The sequence below is a fragment of the Halorubrum sp. Atlit-26R genome (assembly GCF_003666015.1).
Taxonomy (GTDB): domain Archaea; phylum Halobacteriota; class Halobacteria; order Halobacteriales; family Haloferacaceae; genus Halorubrum.
This window is the reverse complement of record NZ_QPLT01000022.1, coordinates 1-15,062: the sequence shown is the minus strand read 5'-3', so window position 1 is coordinate 15,062 and position 15,062 is coordinate 1. Positions and strand designations below refer to the sequence as shown.

20 protein-coding genes and 3 pseudogenes are annotated in these 15,062 nt (G+C 59.1%); 18 read left to right on the top strand and 5 right to left on the bottom strand.

Annotated features, from left to right (window positions below; genetic code table 11):
* Window position 1 precedes the first annotated feature (1 nt).
* From DVK07_RS17495 to DVK07_RS17485, 3 genes are read right to left on the bottom strand one after another with little or no spacing between them, the layout of a single operon-like run.
* Window positions 2-553 carry a hypothetical protein gene (locus tag DVK07_RS17495; RefSeq protein ID WP_121598216.1) on the bottom strand — a complete coding sequence of 184 codons (552 nt, stop codon included), beginning with the start codon at window positions 551-553 and terminating at the stop codon, window positions 2-4.
* 11 nt (window positions 554-564) lie between these two features.
* Window positions 565-1,062, bottom strand: coding sequence for a type II toxin-antitoxin system VapC family toxin (locus DVK07_RS17490; RefSeq protein ID WP_233565506.1), 498 nt, complete (start codon window positions 1,060-1,062; stop codon window positions 565-567).
* 6 nt (window positions 1,063-1,068) lie between these two features.
* The gene (locus DVK07_RS17485) at window positions 1,069-1,380 is read right to left on the bottom strand and encodes a hypothetical protein (RefSeq protein WP_121598215.1); all 312 of its coding nucleotides are present in this window, start codon (window positions 1,378-1,380) and stop codon (window positions 1,069-1,071) included.
* A gap of 148 nt (window positions 1,381-1,528) precedes the next feature.
* On the opposite strand from DVK07_RS17485, the gene DVK07_RS17480 reads away from it, so the two are divergent.
* From DVK07_RS17480 to DVK07_RS17465, 4 genes are all read left to right on the top strand, one after another.
* On the top strand, window positions 1,529-2,410 hold the full coding sequence (locus DVK07_RS17480) for a hypothetical protein (protein ID WP_121598214.1): 882 nt from the start codon (window positions 1,529-1,531) through the stop codon (window positions 2,408-2,410).
* Window positions 2,411-2,767: 357 nt separating this feature from the next.
* Entirely contained in the window at window positions 2,768-3,256 is a 489-nt protein-coding gene (gene nrdR, locus DVK07_RS17475; protein WP_121598213.1) for a transcriptional regulator NrdR, read from the top strand.
* 133 nt (window positions 3,257-3,389) lie between these two features.
* Window positions 3,390-4,400 carry a ribonucleotide-diphosphate reductase subunit beta gene (locus DVK07_RS17470; protein WP_121598212.1) on the top strand — a complete coding sequence of 337 codons (1,011 nt, stop codon included), beginning with the start codon at window positions 3,390-3,392 and terminating at the stop codon, window positions 4,398-4,400.
* Window positions 4,401-4,402: 2 nt separating this feature from the next.
* Complete coding sequence (locus tag DVK07_RS17465; protein ID WP_121598211.1) at window positions 4,403-6,097, top strand: ribonucleoside-diphosphate reductase subunit alpha; 1,695 nt, start codon at window positions 4,403-4,405, stop codon at window positions 6,095-6,097.
* 45 nt (window positions 6,098-6,142) lie between these two features.
* Here the strand turns inward: DVK07_RS17465 and DVK07_RS17460 are convergent.
* Window positions 6,143-6,781: pseudogene (locus DVK07_RS17460) on the bottom strand (IS6 family transposase).
* Between the two features lie 201 nt (window positions 6,782-6,982).
* On the opposite strand from DVK07_RS17460, the gene DVK07_RS17455 reads away from it, so the two are divergent.
* The 9 genes and pseudogenes from DVK07_RS17455 to DVK07_RS17415 all read left to right on the top strand — a co-directional run bounded on the left by DVK07_RS17455 (window position 6,983) and on the right by DVK07_RS17415 (window position 11,957).
* Window positions 6,983-7,171 (top strand): hypothetical protein, encoded by a 189-nt coding sequence (locus DVK07_RS17455; protein WP_121598245.1) that lies wholly within the window; start codon window positions 6,983-6,985, stop codon window positions 7,169-7,171.
* Window positions 7,172-7,262: 91 nt separating this feature from the next.
* Window positions 7,263-7,643, top strand: coding sequence for a hypothetical protein (locus DVK07_RS17450; RefSeq protein ID WP_121598210.1), 381 nt, complete (start codon window positions 7,263-7,265; stop codon window positions 7,641-7,643).
* 67 nt (window positions 7,644-7,710) lie between these two features.
* A pseudogene (locus tag DVK07_RS17445) lies at window positions 7,711-8,373 on the top strand (DUF6735 family protein).
* 74 nt (window positions 8,374-8,447) lie between these two features.
* The gene (locus tag DVK07_RS17440; RefSeq protein WP_121598209.1) at window positions 8,448-8,864 is read left to right on the top strand and encodes a hypothetical protein; all 417 of its coding nucleotides are present in this window, start codon (window positions 8,448-8,450) and stop codon (window positions 8,862-8,864) included.
* A gap of 103 nt (window positions 8,865-8,967) precedes the next feature.
* Window positions 8,968-9,459 carry a hypothetical protein gene (locus tag DVK07_RS17435; protein ID WP_121598244.1) on the top strand — a complete coding sequence of 164 codons (492 nt, stop codon included), beginning with the start codon at window positions 8,968-8,970 and terminating at the stop codon, window positions 9,457-9,459.
* A gap of 3 nt (window positions 9,460-9,462) precedes the next feature.
* Entirely contained in the window at window positions 9,463-9,828 is a 366-nt protein-coding gene (locus DVK07_RS17430) for a hypothetical protein (protein WP_121598208.1), read from the top strand.
* 72 nt (window positions 9,829-9,900) lie between these two features.
* The gene (locus tag DVK07_RS17425) at window positions 9,901-10,296 is read left to right on the top strand and encodes a hypothetical protein (protein WP_121598243.1); all 396 of its coding nucleotides are present in this window, start codon (window positions 9,901-9,903) and stop codon (window positions 10,294-10,296) included.
* An 81-nt stretch (window positions 10,297-10,377) separates the two neighbouring features.
* Window positions 10,378-10,962 carry a hypothetical protein gene (locus DVK07_RS17420; protein WP_121598242.1) on the top strand — a complete coding sequence of 195 codons (585 nt, stop codon included), beginning with the start codon at window positions 10,378-10,380 and terminating at the stop codon, window positions 10,960-10,962.
* A gap of 44 nt (window positions 10,963-11,006) precedes the next feature.
* Window positions 11,007-11,957 (top strand): winged helix DNA-binding protein, encoded by a 951-nt coding sequence (locus DVK07_RS17415; RefSeq protein ID WP_121598207.1) that lies wholly within the window; start codon window positions 11,007-11,009, stop codon window positions 11,955-11,957.
* 36 nt (window positions 11,958-11,993) lie between these two features.
* On the opposite strand, the gene DVK07_RS17410 is transcribed toward DVK07_RS17415, so the two are convergent.
* Window positions 11,994-13,358 carry a restriction endonuclease gene (locus DVK07_RS17410; RefSeq protein ID WP_121598206.1) on the bottom strand — a complete coding sequence of 455 codons (1,365 nt, stop codon included), beginning with the start codon at window positions 13,356-13,358 and terminating at the stop codon, window positions 11,994-11,996.
* 122 nt (window positions 13,359-13,480) lie between these two features.
* Between DVK07_RS17410 and DVK07_RS17405 the strand changes: the two genes are divergently transcribed.
* The 5 genes and pseudogenes from DVK07_RS17405 to DVK07_RS23740 form a co-directional block, all read left to right on the top strand.
* Window positions 13,481-13,882 carry a DUF6166 domain-containing protein gene (locus tag DVK07_RS17405; protein WP_121598205.1) on the top strand — a complete coding sequence of 134 codons (402 nt, stop codon included), beginning with the start codon at window positions 13,481-13,483 and terminating at the stop codon, window positions 13,880-13,882.
* 22 nt (window positions 13,883-13,904) lie between these two features.
* A complete protein-coding gene (locus tag DVK07_RS17400; protein WP_121598204.1) occupies window positions 13,905-14,180 on the top strand; it encodes a hypothetical protein in 276 nt (91 codons plus the stop codon).
* 48 nt (window positions 14,181-14,228) lie between these two features.
* Window positions 14,229-14,450 carry a hypothetical protein gene (locus DVK07_RS17395; protein ID WP_121598203.1) on the top strand — a complete coding sequence of 74 codons (222 nt, stop codon included), beginning with the start codon at window positions 14,229-14,231 and terminating at the stop codon, window positions 14,448-14,450.
* 225 nt (window positions 14,451-14,675) lie between these two features.
* The gene (locus DVK07_RS24410) at window positions 14,676-14,873 is read left to right on the top strand and encodes a homing endonuclease associated repeat-containing protein (protein ID WP_158603176.1); all 198 of its coding nucleotides are present in this window, start codon (window positions 14,676-14,678) and stop codon (window positions 14,871-14,873) included.
* A gap of 30 nt (window positions 14,874-14,903) precedes the next feature.
* Window positions 14,904-15,062: pseudogene (locus tag DVK07_RS23740) on the top strand (IS6 family transposase); the annotation flags it as partial.

The following is a 15,062-nucleotide window of genomic DNA, read 5'->3' as shown; positions in this document are numbered from 1 at the left end:
ATTAGCGGATGGCGCGGTCAGCCACATCCACCATCTGCTCGCGAGCGGCTTCGACATCCGAATATAGCGCCAACCCGTGCTTGATGAGGCGACGGTCTTCCAGATTCTCCTCCCACCGCGTGATCACGTCACGGCGTTCGCGAAGCTCGGCACTTGCGAGGTCGCCGTCGGCGAGCGACTGTTCGAGCTCCTCCCACGTCTCGATGTCGTAGGTGGCCTGCCACTCTTCGATCTCTTCGGTGATCGCGGACAATTCGTTGCGCAGCTCCTCGCGGGTGTTCTCCTCAATGAGCGTGCGAATCTCCTCGAAGAGCAGGCTCGTGTAGTCCGGCTGGTAGCGCGTTGTCTCGCCGGCCTCGACGCGGCGCAGCTGGCCCTGGTCAACAAGATCCTGGAGCTCCTCGTTGGTCGTGCTCCAGGCGGCGTCGGCCTGCTCGCTAATCCAGTTGACCGACCGTGGTTCGCGAAGCGTCTCGGTGACCGCTCGAATACGGTCACGAGTGCTCATCGACGCAGTCCACGACGGAGCGCCATCTCGCGAATATTCGGACATGCGTGGGACCGCTAGTCCTGATTGCGATACGGAAGCGTTGTCACATCGAACGCATCGTAGTGTCGGTCGTACGTTAGGATATGGTCGACCTCTAAGGCCTCCATATGGGCTGCAACAGTGAAATCGGTGAGTGACGCATCCAGATCCGTCCACTCAACGAACGTTGCTTTAGCATCATCAAAAACGTCCTCGGAAACGGATTCGAACTGATACAGCGTGCTCTCATCCAGTGTCGTCAGGAACGACGCGGCGTTCCGCATCGACGCTTGCTTTTTCAACCGGGTTGCGGCCTCGTCGACGATGTGATCGTTGACGATGAGGCGACGATAGGGGAGGTCACCGTCGCGGACGAACGCCATGAACGCCCGCGAAACTGGGTGCAGCTGATCCTGAGGGTTAAATAAGGTGTACAGGAACTTCGGACCGACGACGACCTGATGTCGGACGTGCCCTGGACGAAAATGCTCGGGCGTGATCGTCCCGATCGGGGTGTCAACTGGTTCAGCCATCCGAATTCAGGATTGCGCGGACGGGTCGTCAGCGAGCGTGAACGACCCGTCGCTCCCGTGCCACTCGTCGACGAGATCGTCTTCCTCGCGAACGTCAGTCGCTGACGACGCTGGAAGGGACTCGTCATCAAGCTCGTCGAGGACGGTGAACGCCGGGTCGTTTGGGTCAGCTTGCTGCTGGCGTTCGATCCACTCGAGAAGCGCCTCGTGGCCGGCTTCTTTCAGCGAGAGGCCGTGTTCTCTCGCAAACTCCCGGAAGCGTTCGTATTCGTCCTCGTTCAGTTCAGTTTGCACGTGCTTAGTGTCGTTACTGCTCATAGGAACCCCAGTTGCTACTCCCATCTACTTTCTCATGAAGTATAAAATGTTCGCATGACTTAGTTTATGGCCTATACTCAAACGGGAGACGGAGCGGACTACTGGTCCTGAAGTTGAAGTACGAATCCGAGACAAACTACACCAATCGATGCGTGATCGCTATCTGGATTTCGAGGAACTGCGGCCGACCGGCGAGGCGTCCCACATTCCGGACACAATGCTGGACGACGGCTGTGAGGGTGCCCCCCGGCGGCAACGCGTCGCGACGAACGCTGGTGGCTACCCTGATGCGCCGACGGCCGACGACAGCAAGTGCCGGTCCTGTGGGGCGTCAGTCCCAGACGGCCAGACGAAATGCCGGTTCTGTCTCACCAACCATCTCGATGGTGACGTCACTAGCACGGACGAGACAGCGTCGACGACGTTCCTCGGCATCGTCCACCTGGTCGTCGAGTCGACCACGTTCTACGGCGCCGTCGCGAAGGGTGGCGCCGCGGGGAACCTTCTTGCTGCCAACGATGCGGAGCCGGCCGTCAACGACTACTCACTCATCTACGATCTCGACGAGGCGCCGGCGCGCCAGCTGGCCGAACAATGGCCCTCACTCCGTGACGCGGTACAGGTGTCGGCAGAGGAGGGAGAGCGGCTTCTCAGTGCCGCCCGTGACCAGACAGGATGGAACGGGCAGGAAGCGTCGGAGCGTCAGGAGCAGGCCCCGACGCGGCTCTACGACCAGCGTGGGGACGGCATCCGCGACGCGTCGCGTCTCGACGGGGTCCTCAATGACGCCGACGACGCGGTGTGGCTGGTTCCAGCGATGGCGCTGACCGAATCCAGAGGCGAGGCTGCGGCTGATCGCCACGTATCGTCGGTACCGACGACGCAGGAACTCGACTGTGAAAACTGTGGACGAGCGACTGATCACCAGTTCAAGACCCACGAGTCGGTCCCGGATGAGGCGTGGACGGGCCAACCGATCTGGGAGTGTCGGGTGTGTGGCTCGGCTCGCTACGGACCCAGTCTCGAGTAGGGCCAGTGCTGGGCGTCGATTAACCAACATCTCTGCAGGTGGCTCCGGGGTTCGTTGGTTAACAGTAATAGGAAGTACGATTTCCTTGTTCAGACTCGCAGCCGCTAACTGATGTAAAATCGATAACTACAGATAGAATACTAATCGCTACGTGAGGGGATGGAGAGCAATAGTTGAGACTGGGTCACTCAATGCAGATGATCCCAATTTTCCGCGCCCACTATTCAATTTTAGTTGTACTACATCAATTCAATTGGGTAAGCTTTATGTGACAGTCCTCACCACCAGATATTGCGGTCAAAATCGAGAGCCCCCACATCTGGGGTTAAGACCCTGGAGGATTAAGTAGTGACAACTATGAACTGCCCGGATTGCGGGAACGAGCGAACACGCGTCATCGATACAGGGACTAGTGCCGACGGAACCTCCGTCCGACGGCGCCGCGAGTGTCAACGCTGTTCGTTCCGCTTTACGACCTACGAACGTCCGGAGTGGGAGTCACTCCAGGTGAAAAAACGCGACGGTACCATCGAATCGTTCGACCGACAGAAACTCCGCGCAGGGATCGAGCGAGCCGTTGAGAAGCGAGATGTGACCGAGACAACAGTGACCGCTCTCGTCGACGATATCGAGAGCGAACTGCAAGATCGAGAGGCACGTATCGTCTCTTCGAGTCTTATCGGCGAACTCGTCTCTGAGAACCTCCGTACGCTCGATAAGGTAGCCTACATTCGATTTGTCTCCGTTTACAAAGCATTCTCTGAGCCACAGGAGTTCCTGAGAGAACTTGACGCAGTCTTGGATGCAGAACTCGATGACTTCGAAGCCTCGAACAGCTCACTATGACACAAACATACGCAGCTCAAACGAATGTTCGGTCAATCCTTGACCGGGCGAGCATGACCCACGTCAAGACGTACAGAGAACAACGGAAACAGAAACCAACCAACAGAGGACGATTCCTCCGGGGTACGTGCCAATGACTGAAAACAAAACCACAGGCAGAGATCCGGAGACCGACATCTTCTCCGAACGAACGCAGCTCAAACCGTACGAGTACCCCGACGTCCTCGAGTACAAAGACGCGATACGAAACAGCTACTGGGTTCACACGGAGTTCAACTTCTCAGGAGACGTTCAAGACTTCAAGGTCAACACGACTCCCGCCGAGAAGACCGTCATCAAGCGGACGATGCTGGCCATCGCGCAGATCGAGGTCCAAGTCAAGACCTTCTGGGCAGACATCTACGACGAGATGCCCAAAGCGGAGATCGGGAACGTCGGCATGACCTTCGCGGAGAGCGAGGTCAGACATATGGACGCGTACAGCCACCTCCTCGACATCTTGGGGATCACGGAGGACTTCGAGGAGGTGACTGCCGTCCCCGCAATCGAGGAGCGGATCGACTACCTCGACGAGTACCTCGAGAAGAGCGAGAGCGACGACAAAGAGGAGTACGTGATGAGTCTCCTGCTGTTCTCCACGTTCGTCGAGCACGTCTCGCTGTTCTCGCAGTTCCTCATCATGACGAGCTTCGACAAACACGAAAAGAAATTCAAGGGGATCGCGAACGCTGTCGAAGCGACCAGCAAGGAGGAGCAGATTCACGGACTGTTCGGTGTCGAACTCGTGGAGACGATTCGCGAGGAGAATCCGGACCTCTTCGACGAGGACTTCGAAGAAGAGGTCCAAGCGGCCTGTCAGCAGGCGTTCGAGGCAGAGATGAAGATACTGGACTGGATCTTCAGTGAGGGCGAACTGGAGTTCCTTCCCCGGGCGCACGTCGACGCGTTCTTGCGGGACCGGTTCAACCAGAGTCTCGAGAACGTCGGTGTCGAGCCGATATTCGACCCGGACGATGACCTGCTCGAGGAGACACGGTGGTTCGACGAGGACATCATGATGACAAAGGATAACGACTTCTTCAGCAAGCGGTCGACCACGTACAACAAACACGCACAGAGCGTCACCGCGGAGGACATGTTCTAACGATGGCACAAACAGAACCAGCACTCAACGAGGTCAACCAGCAGCACGAGGAACCGTTCTACTGGCTGAACGAGGACAGCCGGGCGTTCCTCGACGACGGGTACCTGATCGAGGGCGTCACGGCCGAGGAGCGGGTCAGGGAGATCGCGGAGCGGGCCGAGGAGATCCTGGACGACGACGGCTTCGCGGACAAGTTCTACGACTACATGAGTCGGGGCTTCTACAGCCTTGCGAGTCCGGTGTGGTCGAACTTCGGTCTGGACCGAGGCCTGCCCATCAGCTGCTTCGGTAGTTACATGGAGGACAACATGGAGAGCATCCTCTACACGCAGGCCGAAGTGGGCGAGATGACCAAGCTGGGCGGCGGGACCAGCGGGTACTTCGGCGAAATCCGGCCCCGAGGCAGCCCGATCACGAACAACGGCAAGAGCAACGGGAGCTACAGCTTCACCGAGCTGTTCGACACTATCATCAACGTCGTCAGCCAGGGCGAGACGCGGCGCGGCCAGTTCGCGGGGTACATCGACGTTGAACACGACGACCTAGACGAGTGGCTCAACATCAAGACCGAGGGCGACCCCGTACAGGACATCTACTACGGCGTCATCATCGGTGACGATTGGTTCCGGGCGATGGTCGATGGCGACGAGGAGAAGCGAGAGACGTGGGCAGAAATCATAGAGACGCGGATTAACATCGGTGTCCCGTATATCATCTTCCGGGACAACATGAATGACGGGAAGCCACAGGTCTACAAGGACAGGGGCTACGAGATCAACGGCTCCAACCTGTGTACCGAGATCGCGCTGCCAGCCACGCCAAACGAGAGTTTCGTCTGTTGTCTCTCGTCGATGAACGCGCTCCACTACGACGAGTGGAAGGATACCGACGCAGTAGAGACGCTGACGCGGTTCCTCGACGCTGTCATGGAGGAGTTCATCCAAGAGGCGGAGGGGACGCAGTTCATGGAACGCCCAGTACGGTTTGCGAAACGGCACAGGGCGATCGGCATCGGCGTCCTCGGCTGGCACAGCTACCTCCAGAGCGAGATGATTCCGTTCGACAGTATGAAGGCCATGGAAAAAAACGAGGCAATCTTCCGCACGATCAAGGAGCGAAGTTACGAGGAGAGTCGTCGGCTCGCCGACGAGTTCGGCGAGCCGGAGGTGCTCGAGGGCTACGGTCGCCGGAACGCGACGACGATGAGCGTGGCCCCGACGAAATCCAGCAGTGTCATCCTGGGGCAGGTCAGTCCGAGCATCGAACCGCTGAAATCGAACTACTTCGTTCGCGACGGTGCGAAGCTGAAGTCGACGCAAAAGAACCGGTTCCTTGAGGCGATACTGAAAGAGCGAGGCAGAGACGAGCGCGAGGTTTGGGACAGCATCGCACAGAACGACGGGAGCGTGCAACACCTCGACTGCCTGACCGACGAGGAGAAGGAGGTGTTCAAAACCTTCGCCGAGATCCCACAGATGGCGATCATCAACCAGGCAGCGCAGCGGCAGAAACATATCGATCAGGCACAGAGCCTGAACGTCTCGATCGATCCGAGCGAAGTGAGCGTCAAGGAGATCAACCAACTCTACATCGAGGCTTGGAAGAAAGGGGTGAAGAGTCTCTACTACCAACACAGCGTGAACGCCGCACAGAAGTTCAGCCGAGACATCCTCGAATGCAAGGCCTGTGAGAGCTGATCTCCCACGGCCGATATGATAGAGCGGTTAATGTAAACGGTCGCGTTAAGTTTGGCGTGAATTGTAGGAGACGGCGAAGGTTTCGAGCCAGTTTTGAGCAGTCTCTAGCGCGACATTGCTGAAACTATTCGCAAACGATGATGTTCATCGTTCTATCTCTCGAAAGACACGTTCAATGGAATTCCGATTTCCATGTTGAATGATTTGAAATCGGTACCCGTCTTCAGCAAGAACTGGCCCAAGATAGTCTGCGTCATCGACGAGAAATTCCACGTCATTGAGCTGATAACGCCGGTGTAGCTCGGTCAGAAACCATCGCGTCGTCTGTTTATTTCCGGTTGGATAGAGGCTTACGTGGAGGATTTTGTTCGTCTGTGGATCAACCGCACCGTACAGCCAGAACTGCTGGCCGTGGAGGCGGATCATCTTTTCGTCAACCGCGAGTTGATCCTCGGAGACGGTCGAGACCGGCTGTAAATTAGCTTTACGAACCCAGTTGTGAATAGCGACGTGACTCCGATCGATCCCAAAGCTTTCGAGAAGTATACTTATCTCACGTAATGACATACCGGCCAAGTGACAGCGGATCCCTACTTCAATCCCCCAGCGCGGCGTTCGATCTCGCTCCACAAACGACAAGTCGATCCACGCGATACGTCCGCTGAGGCGGTCGAATTCTGTCATAGACACTCAGAACTCGTCCGCCTCATCCTCTAACTTAACGCGACCTGTAAACTACGCACACCTATTTACCAGACGTTCCAGACCGGTTTTAGAATGAAGAAAGAGTGCTTTGACCTACTGCTAAGAGCGTGACCTCCTACAAGCCCGACGCCAGTCTCGATGGTGGGTCTTTCCGCGCCGGTGAGCGGTGAGGCGCTTCCGATGGAGCAAGAGTTCAAACAGGGATACCGGATGTATCGTATACTCAGCAATCTCAACCGACTCGACGTCAACCGGTTGGACGACGCGGATCGAGAGCGAGTCGAGACCGCGAGAGACCTCCTGGAGGAGGTGAGCCTTCTCACGCAGCCGGGCGACGGAGCCGGGGCGGACGCCCACGCAGACTCCTAACTGGCGTCGCCGGCCACGCCTCGGGAGGCAACTCTCGCGTCGGTTTATCGCCCCCGACAGGGGTGCGGGGGCGACCCCGTGAAGTCCAGACATGGCGACACTGCAAGCTGCGACGACGTCGACTGGCGTGATCGTATCGGATCCGCAGGCAGTCCGCGAGCTCTGTGAGAGCTACTGCTTCGGGACGCTCGACTGGGAGGTGACCGAAGACGGAGAGCTCACCATCTGGGGGTACGACGACTTCGAGGTGTACGAGGCGCGGGAGAACGGCCTCCCAGACTACGAGGGCGGCATCGTGACCCACGAATTCCTGCGAGAACTCGCCGACCACCTCGAAGCCGACGAAGAGTTCGATATCCAGACGGCGGGGTTCACCAAGTGCCGCTTCCCAGTCCTGGCCAAGCGGTACGTCGTTCGCGACGGCGAAGTCCTCCACGCGGACCTCAGTTCCCTCGACCCGATCGACGAGTAGAGTTGTTCGTCCCCCGGGAGGGGTGCGGGGCGATCCAGTCGCGGTCGCCCTGTGAGGTGATTGCTCGATGGGACATCGCGCACTTGTTGCGTACGAACGTACGGACGGACAGTACACGCTCCACTACAGCCATTGGGGCGCAGCGAACCTCAAGCTCAAGCACCGAATTTCGGCTGAATCGCCGTTCGGTGGTGACGACACCGACTCCAAGTGGGCGAAACAGCTGCTGGCGGAACTGGCCGATGGCCTCGAGGCAGATGCGGTCGACGGCTAGCTCGCTGGCGAGGATCGACAGTCGACGGTCGTCGAGCCGAAACCCCGCGCCACCAGGCTCGCCCTCAACGAGATCGTCGCGGACCATCTCGACTACCTCCACCACGAGGCGTTCTTCGTGGTGTCGACGACGTTCGAGGTGACCGCCTACCGGACGCTGTGGTTCGGGCTCCAGTACGACTCGGAGACGGTCGAACAGGGAGAGACAGTCGGGAACGGCGCGCTCGCGACAGTGCGCTGGTACGACGGCGAGCCGGTCGGCGACGGCCACCTCCAGGGACAGTTCGCGGCCCTCAAAGACGTCGTCGGCGATATGCTCGACAAGAGCGTCTTCACGCCGTCGACGGCGAGACAGTACCTGAAACGGAAGCTCGCTGAGCGAGTCGGAGACCGACGGGAGCTGCTCATTCCGACCGGAGAGTCACCCTTCGAGAAGGCGAGCCTGAACTACTCCTAGTTCGATCTGCTTCGTGGCAGGTCCTGTTTTTCAGGGGTCAGAATGGGTGAGCCCCGCCGTAGGCTCGTGATTCGATGACCTCAGACGACGACCCGTTTCACGACTGCGAGTTGGATCCTGAGGCGATCCTCGGGACACACACCTTCGAAGACGTCCTGTTCACCGACGAGACGGAAACCCCGGTGAACGTGCTCACCGGCGAGACACCGGCACATTCGCAAGCAACCGTCGAAGAAGCGAAAGAGTTCGCTGCGAGTATCGACACAGAGACGCCCCAGATCGCGCTTCCCGCTTCCGTCGAGTCGCAGGTCGAAACACAGAGCAAGCCCTACACGGCGGCCGCATTCTTCCACTTCAAGGCGACAGGCTCGCTCGAACGCCACCGTGCTTACCACGCCGCTTGCGAGGCGGACACGTTCATGGTCGACTTCGAGGCTGACTACGAATCGGGCGACCTGACCATCACTGTCGAACGAACGGACGAAGCCTGAGAATCCGCCGTCACGAGCAGGTTTTTCGAGCGCCGGCGATGGGTGCCGGCGCAGCTGGAGCGAGTAACGACACCCAGTGCGTCGGCGTTTCGAGGTGTTCGAGATGCACATGGTGATTTACGCTCTGGTAGAAGAATCGACCCACGACGACGCCCTGGCCACCGGAAAGACGGTGTTCGACCGCCTGGTCGGCGCGGACCCACGCGCCGGCGCCGTCTTCGACTACTACGTCTGTTTTGATGAGGAGGACACGTCCGTTGCGGGGAAGGCTCGATGGGGTGAGTTGCCGACTACAGCCCCCGTCGACTCCGATGACGGCGAAGACCTGCTCGTCCGGGGCTGGGAGGCGACGAAGGAGGAATTCCAGCGTAATCTCGATCGAGTGAGAGAAGCCATCGAGGAGCTCTCCGACGAGGAGATCATGCGCGACGAGGACCTCGCCCGGCACGCCTTCCATAAGGTCGGTGCGTACGACGGCCCGACGATCTTCCTGTACACCGAACACGGAACCGGCATTCGCCACCGTGGACAGCTGGATCGACTCCTCGAGGAGAGTGAAGAGCTCTGGATCGTACCCGCTGACGTCCACTTCTGAATAATGCCTCCGATCACTAATTGGCGACGCGAGAGCCGCTCGCCGACACTCGCGTATCGGAACACCGAGACCGGAGCACGCGCCGTCCTACACCGGACGCCGGACTCATACCGGTACAAGTGGCGCGGGGCGATCCTCGTCGACGGCTATCCGGTGTGGTCGCGAGCCTTCGAGACGAAGGAGGCGACAACGTTCCGGGATGCGCTTCGGGAGCGGCCAGCGCCCGAACTGAACTGTCCGGAGTGTCCGAACGACGATGTCCTCGTCGGCGAGAAGACAGCTAATGGAGTGAAGGTACAGCGGTGGTACGACTGTCCGGACTGTGGGTACGAAGCCCCCTCCCGCATCGTCTACGGCCCTGAACGCTGAGAACGTACGCACACAGGGTGTTTTTCGGCCGGGGCGGAGAGAGTGACCCGGTCGAACCGGGTCGGTCCAACAATGAGTCTCGAAGTACTCGACCGACACAGCGAGGCACTGTTCGAGTTCCTCTGGTGCCCCGTCTGCGGGCAGGAAGTGTTCACCCACATTCCCTTCGAGGGAGTGTTCTGCAAGAACTGTAACACGCAGGTCATCCTCCGAGAGTCCCGAGAAAACCGTGGCTACGAGGAGGCTGTGCTCGCGTGCTTCGACACCGACTCGACGTGGAACCTTCACGTCGACGAGAAGCTCCATCGCGACCTGCCTGACGGCTCGGCACGGGCAAAAATCCTCGGTGCACCGGGTGCCTATGAGATCGACTGGTGGAGTCCAGCACCTGGGGAGGATTGGGAGCCGGTCGAGCGTGGTGAATTCGACGACGTGGAGGAACCAGACGAGGTGTCACATCTCGCGTAGCGGATTGCAATCCCGCTACGACTGTGTGGTGTTGTTTCAGCGCCGGCGATGGGTGCCGGCGCACACGCGCCGGCGGTACCGATGTCGACACGGAGCCAACTCCGATTCGTCCAACGAGTCGAACAGACCGGTGAGACAGATGGCAGCGCCGACCGCGTCGCGCAGGTGTACCGGCATTCGGACGGGTACCCCGGGAGCGTCCTCCGGGATCTCGCACAACTGAAAGAGCTTCTCGATGCGACCCGCGCAGAGCGGGGACCGGGCTACACGGCGGCGACCTTCGTGTTCCTCGACAAGCTCTCGACGGTCGACCTCTATCTGGATGGCGACCCAGAGCGAACGATCGACGCGGCTCAGCCTGCGGATCTCCTCGAGCCGTCCAATATGGAGCATCTCGACCAGCCGCTGTTCCTGCTGGGCCACGGCGTCGAGAATCCGGCCGACGGCATCCACGGCGACGAGGAATACCTCTACGTCGTCGAACTCCCGACGGAGAACCCGTTCGACGAGCCGACCGAGTGGACAGTCAAAGTGAGCGGTCACTCCGCGTTCCCCCGCTGGGACGGCCCGACCGACGAGGCCTTCGAGCAGGCGAGCTGGGAATTCCACGGGTCGCTCGAGGACGCGCTCGCAGAACTGGTCCGGGACGAAGCAGTCGTCAAGTAAAATCCCAAATCATATTTATATAGTTGGGGTTTAGAAAGACCCAGATGATTTCGAAGGCCGGACTCGCCGTGCTTGACGCACTGAGTACCGGCCGTAAAGCAACACCGGCGGAACTCGCGGCCGAAACCGGATATTCACAGGAACATCTGTACGACGTACTCGACGAATTGCTCGCAGCGGGATTGCTCACAGAAACCCGTGGGTCCAGCAATCAGCGTCGTGTCCGCATCGCGGCACATCCAGTTACCGAAGCGTATCGAACGCTGCAGTCGGAGTTCAGCCACGTAGACTGGACGGAACTGCTCTCCCCAGCCACACTCCGCGTGTGTTGGTATCTCGATAGACCACGTTACATCGCTGATATCGCAGACCGGCTCGGAATCACTCGACAAGGTGTCCACAGCGCGTTATCGCCGCTCAAGCACCGAGCACTACTCTCCAGATCCGATTCGAAGTACGCCCTTCATGACGAAGTCTCGCCGCTGTTGGCGTTCGCCCGGGCTACTGTAGAGCACGAACATCGGGCCCGAGTCCGGAAAATCGCCCCCAGCGCCACGATCACGTGGTGCGATCCGAACCGATCTCTCGTCCGCGTACAGACCGCTGAGGATACGGACGCACTCCAAGCAGCTCCGGACTGGGAGATGACCGGACTGGGTCGGTTTGCAGCGTATGGTCTACAGTTTTTCCTCGCCGGCGAGCCTCCGTTCTGGTATGCTCCAGGTGAGGAGCTAACGGCTGCTGAAGTCGTATGCCATACGCTCCTTCTGGATAGCGGATCTCGGCGGGTTAGCTATTCGATGCTGCTGATCGAGGCGGAGGATATCGATCAGGAGACACTCGTCGAGACCGCACAGTGGTACGACCTGGAACCCACTGTGAAAGCGTTGTATCGGCCACTTCAGGGCGACTTCGACAGAACAGATGATCTGCCAGTCATCCTCCCAAAGAAGGACGAATATATGGCACTCAAAGAGCAGTACGGTGTCTCGTAACCCCAACCCCACAGTCTGGCGGAAAATTGCGACGGGTTAGATGATGCCGCCGATCACGAGTAGTCCGACGACGAGCAGCAGCGTCGCAACCACGCTCCCTCCAGCAAGCAGCTTGTTCTCCATCGCCTTCTCGTGGAGTGGCATCTCGGCGTACTCCTTGCGGAACGCGCCGAGGTTCTCCTCGTCGTAGAAGTACTTCATCTTCAGCGCGAACCGTTCGGTCACCGCACAGCCGGTACAGACCGGCTCCCCTTCGAGCCGTTCGGTCTTGATGTGACTGTCGCAGGCGATCGCCCCGCAGTTCGGACAGTAGGTGTACGTCTCGTCGACGCCGCTCGTTTCGCAGTGGACGCAGCGATGAATCCCGTCCTCCAGAGTGACCCGTGAGGGGCCAGCAGCATAGTATTCGTACGGATACGAGTACTCCAGTATCTCTGTCGTCTGCCGAACCTCAGGTAGATACACCGGCTCAATCGATTGCACTGAGATGTCCGAGAGATTCGACTCACACGTCTTGTTGTATGTGACGTTATTGTCGCCGGTGTAGGTCACCGTCGTCGTGTGGTAATCCTGGAGGCGGTCAACAGCCCACTCCTTGTACTCCGTTTGGGTCTGGCCGAACCGTCGTTCGTCGACGTCGTCGAATACCTCGGTGAACTGCCCGGTATCGAGGGGAACCGTCGCGTGGAAATTCTCGGTGACCAGCGTCGCGACATCGTCGTCGGCCACCTTCGGATGGCCGCGCTCAGCGTGGACAACGAACTGTGTGCGGTCGTTGATCCGGTGGATGACACCGACTGAGGTCTCGAAGACAGCGTTCGTGTCGGCGGTGATCGCAACCACTGGTCGGAACGTCACTTGCGAGTGCGGCACCGGCAGATCCGCGGCCTCGATGTTCTCGATGTCGCGGAACGCCTCCTGGACAGGTGCGTCGACATCCGCCGCCGGATCGTACGGTCGGAGCGTCTCGTCACAGAGGATCTCGATGCGCCCGTTGTAGAGATCGAGACCGATTTCGTCGGCGATCTCCCGAAGGTCCTCGCCGTCGATCAGCTCGATGGGATAGGGATCGTCGTTCCGCTGGAGGCGTGCAGCGTACTCCTCGGCAGGGTTCGTAAATCGACCCGTCGTGACGACCATTCCGCGTTTCGGGCCGTCGAAGTCGAACGTCGCGATCGCCGAGTGAAGCTTCTGAACGACCGGCCGCCCGACTGTCCCCGTGTGCTTGCACTCGACGATGATCGCACGCCGGGTGCCGTCCACGACCTCCTCCATGATGACGTCGCGACCCTCATCGGCGGTTCGGTCGGCTTGACGGACGTTCTCGTAGCCAAGATTGCGGAAGACGTCCTCTATCACGTCCTCGAACTCGAACCCTGAGAGATCGTCCAGTACAGCCATCCCGTTATACCTGGACAGTACGTTGGAACTGTCAAATACGTTGCCGAACGCAGCCCCGTCCTGTTTTTGAACCCCCGAGAGGGGTGCGGGGGTGATTGAACGAGCCTCCCGCGAACCAACCTATGAGTAGAATCAGCAACCCTCGTTCACACGTACAGTCACAGACCTCGGCTGATCTCGACGTCATCTACGTCGGTTACCGTCGTCGAGGCCGCGCCATCGTCGAGAAGCAATCGGACCAACAACAGCTCACGCCAGATCGGAGTCTCAAGCTGGCGGACCACAGTCCCTCGGGCTTCGAATGGGGGTACAGGGGGAGTGGCCCAGCGCAACTCGCCCTCGCGCTCCTGCTCGACTACACTGACGACGAGGACGTCGCCCTCGCGGAGTACATGTCCTTCAAGACCGAGGTCGTGAGCCAGCTGGAGTGTACAGGAGCCGACGGCTGCTGGCGGCTTACCGAGCGGGAGATAGATGCAGCCCTTCGCGAGACAGCCGACGAAGCAGTCGCACCGTCCATCTGAAATCGGTTACAGAGAGCAATTCATGACAGAACACTCGCAGCAGTCACGCACGAACGCTGAATCGCCACAGAACAACAAGCGACAGACATCGACCGAGTACGTCGAGCGAAGCGACGTTGGCGTCTCCCTCACGGTGAAACTCAAACGGGGGACCGGGACTCGAGACCAGGACGAGGTGATCGCGAAAGCGAAAGGCAAGACGCTCGAAGACGCTCGCGAGGACATGGAGACGCTTCGGGAGTACATCCACGACCTCGCCGAGGACGCTCGCCATATCCAACCGGGAGACGACGAGTAGCGGGCAGGTGCTGTTTTTTCGCCTCAGGAAGCATGGAGGCGACTAGGAGTGAGCGATACAAGAGAGCACGATCCAGATTCAAGCGAACTGTCCCCTGAACAGCGTCTCGACCCACCGAACACGCGACTCATCAACGCCGGCATCGCGACGATCAACGACATGGAGACGCTGCGAGCGTGCGTTGCCTACGAGAACACCCACCAGAGCCGGACACAGATTCTACGACGGCTCAAGTGGAAGGCTGAAGAGTTGCGTGAGGATGAGGAGTAGCGATCAGTCTTAACCAACAATCGGAGCCAGCCAACACCTTGTGTTGGTTAACGGTGAGAGTATCCCGTTTTTCGGGCCCCTGAATGGGTGCGGGGCGACCAGCACCCCCCTCGCGAGTTCAGTGGTTATAGACGCCAGCGATAGATCGACAGCAAGCAGACACCGGGACTAACATTCAAATACCAAGCCGGGACCAAACTGAGTGATTCATTCACATCGCTAATTATGGGCAAGAAGCTGTACTCAGACGAAGAGCTCCTCAACCGCCTCCAGGAGTTCGCTGCGGAACTCGGACGACCTCCGTCTCAGAATGAGATGAACGACTCTGGACCTCATGCTGCAGCAACCTACGCAGCCCGGTTCGGGTCGTGGAATGAAGCACTCAAGACAGCTGGCCTAGAGACGGGCGCGGTGTTAAGTTAAGGAAGAGGCGGGACGAGGATTCAGTGCTCTATGCCGAAAACCGCCCGCCTCACCGAGTGTACCGAGTGGATCGACTTGGAGTTTGTGGAGCGAGAGCGGACACCCCGCGAGATCATTGAAAAGGGTATTCGCCACCATCTTGCTGGACTATCACTTTCGAATACAGTTATTCTTCTTGAGGAATTGGGT

Excerpts from the sequence above, each read along its gene's own strand:
- DVK07_RS17490 (WP_233565506.1), bottom strand. The coding sequence starts at position 1,062 with ATGGCTGAACCAGTTGACACCCCGATCGGGACGATCACGCCCGAGCAT.
- DVK07_RS17435 (WP_121598244.1), top strand. The coding sequence starts at position 8,968 with ATGCACATGGTGATTTACGCTCTGGTAGAAGAATCGACCCACGACGAC.
- DVK07_RS17400 (WP_121598204.1), top strand. The coding sequence starts at position 13,905 with ATGACAGAACACTCGCAGCAGTCACGCACGAACGCTGAATCGCCACAG.
- DVK07_RS17480 (WP_121598214.1), top strand. The coding sequence starts at position 1,529 with ATGCGTGATCGCTATCTGGATTTCGAGGAACTGCGGCCGACCGGCGAG.
- DVK07_RS17470 (WP_121598212.1), top strand. The coding sequence starts at position 3,390 with ATGACTGAAAACAAAACCACAGGCAGAGATCCGGAGACCGACATCTTC.
- DVK07_RS17425 (WP_121598243.1), top strand. The coding sequence starts at position 9,901 with ATGAGTCTCGAAGTACTCGACCGACACAGCGAGGCACTGTTCGAGTTC.
- DVK07_RS17465 (WP_121598211.1), top strand. The coding sequence starts at position 4,403 with ATGGCACAAACAGAACCAGCACTCAACGAGGTCAACCAGCAGCACGAG.
- DVK07_RS17485 (WP_121598215.1), bottom strand. The coding sequence starts at position 1,380 with ATGAGCAGTAACGACACTAAGCACGTGCAAACTGAACTGAACGAGGAC.
- DVK07_RS24410 (WP_158603176.1), top strand. The coding sequence starts at position 14,676 with ATGGGCAAGAAGCTGTACTCAGACGAAGAGCTCCTCAACCGCCTCCAG.
- DVK07_RS17420 (WP_121598242.1), top strand. The coding sequence starts at position 10,378 with ATGTCGACACGGAGCCAACTCCGATTCGTCCAACGAGTCGAACAGACC.
- DVK07_RS17495 (WP_121598216.1), bottom strand. The coding sequence starts at position 553 with ATGTCCGAATATTCGCGAGATGGCGCTCCGTCGTGGACTGCGTCGATG.
- DVK07_RS17415 (WP_121598207.1), top strand. The coding sequence starts at position 11,007 with ATGATTTCGAAGGCCGGACTCGCCGTGCTTGACGCACTGAGTACCGGC.
- DVK07_RS17440 (WP_121598209.1), top strand. The coding sequence starts at position 8,448 with ATGACCTCAGACGACGACCCGTTTCACGACTGCGAGTTGGATCCTGAG.
- DVK07_RS17430 (WP_121598208.1), top strand. The coding sequence starts at position 9,463 with ATGCCTCCGATCACTAATTGGCGACGCGAGAGCCGCTCGCCGACACTC.
- DVK07_RS17405 (WP_121598205.1), top strand. The coding sequence starts at position 13,481 with ATGAGTAGAATCAGCAACCCTCGTTCACACGTACAGTCACAGACCTCG.
- nrdR (WP_121598213.1), top strand. The coding sequence starts at position 2,768 with ATGAACTGCCCGGATTGCGGGAACGAGCGAACACGCGTCATCGATACA.
- DVK07_RS17410 (WP_121598206.1), bottom strand. The coding sequence starts at position 13,358 with ATGGCTGTACTGGACGATCTCTCAGGGTTCGAGTTCGAGGACGTGATA.
- DVK07_RS17450 (WP_121598210.1), top strand. The coding sequence starts at position 7,263 with ATGGCGACACTGCAAGCTGCGACGACGTCGACTGGCGTGATCGTATCG.
- DVK07_RS17455 (WP_121598245.1), top strand. The coding sequence starts at position 6,983 with ATGGAGCAAGAGTTCAAACAGGGATACCGGATGTATCGTATACTCAGC.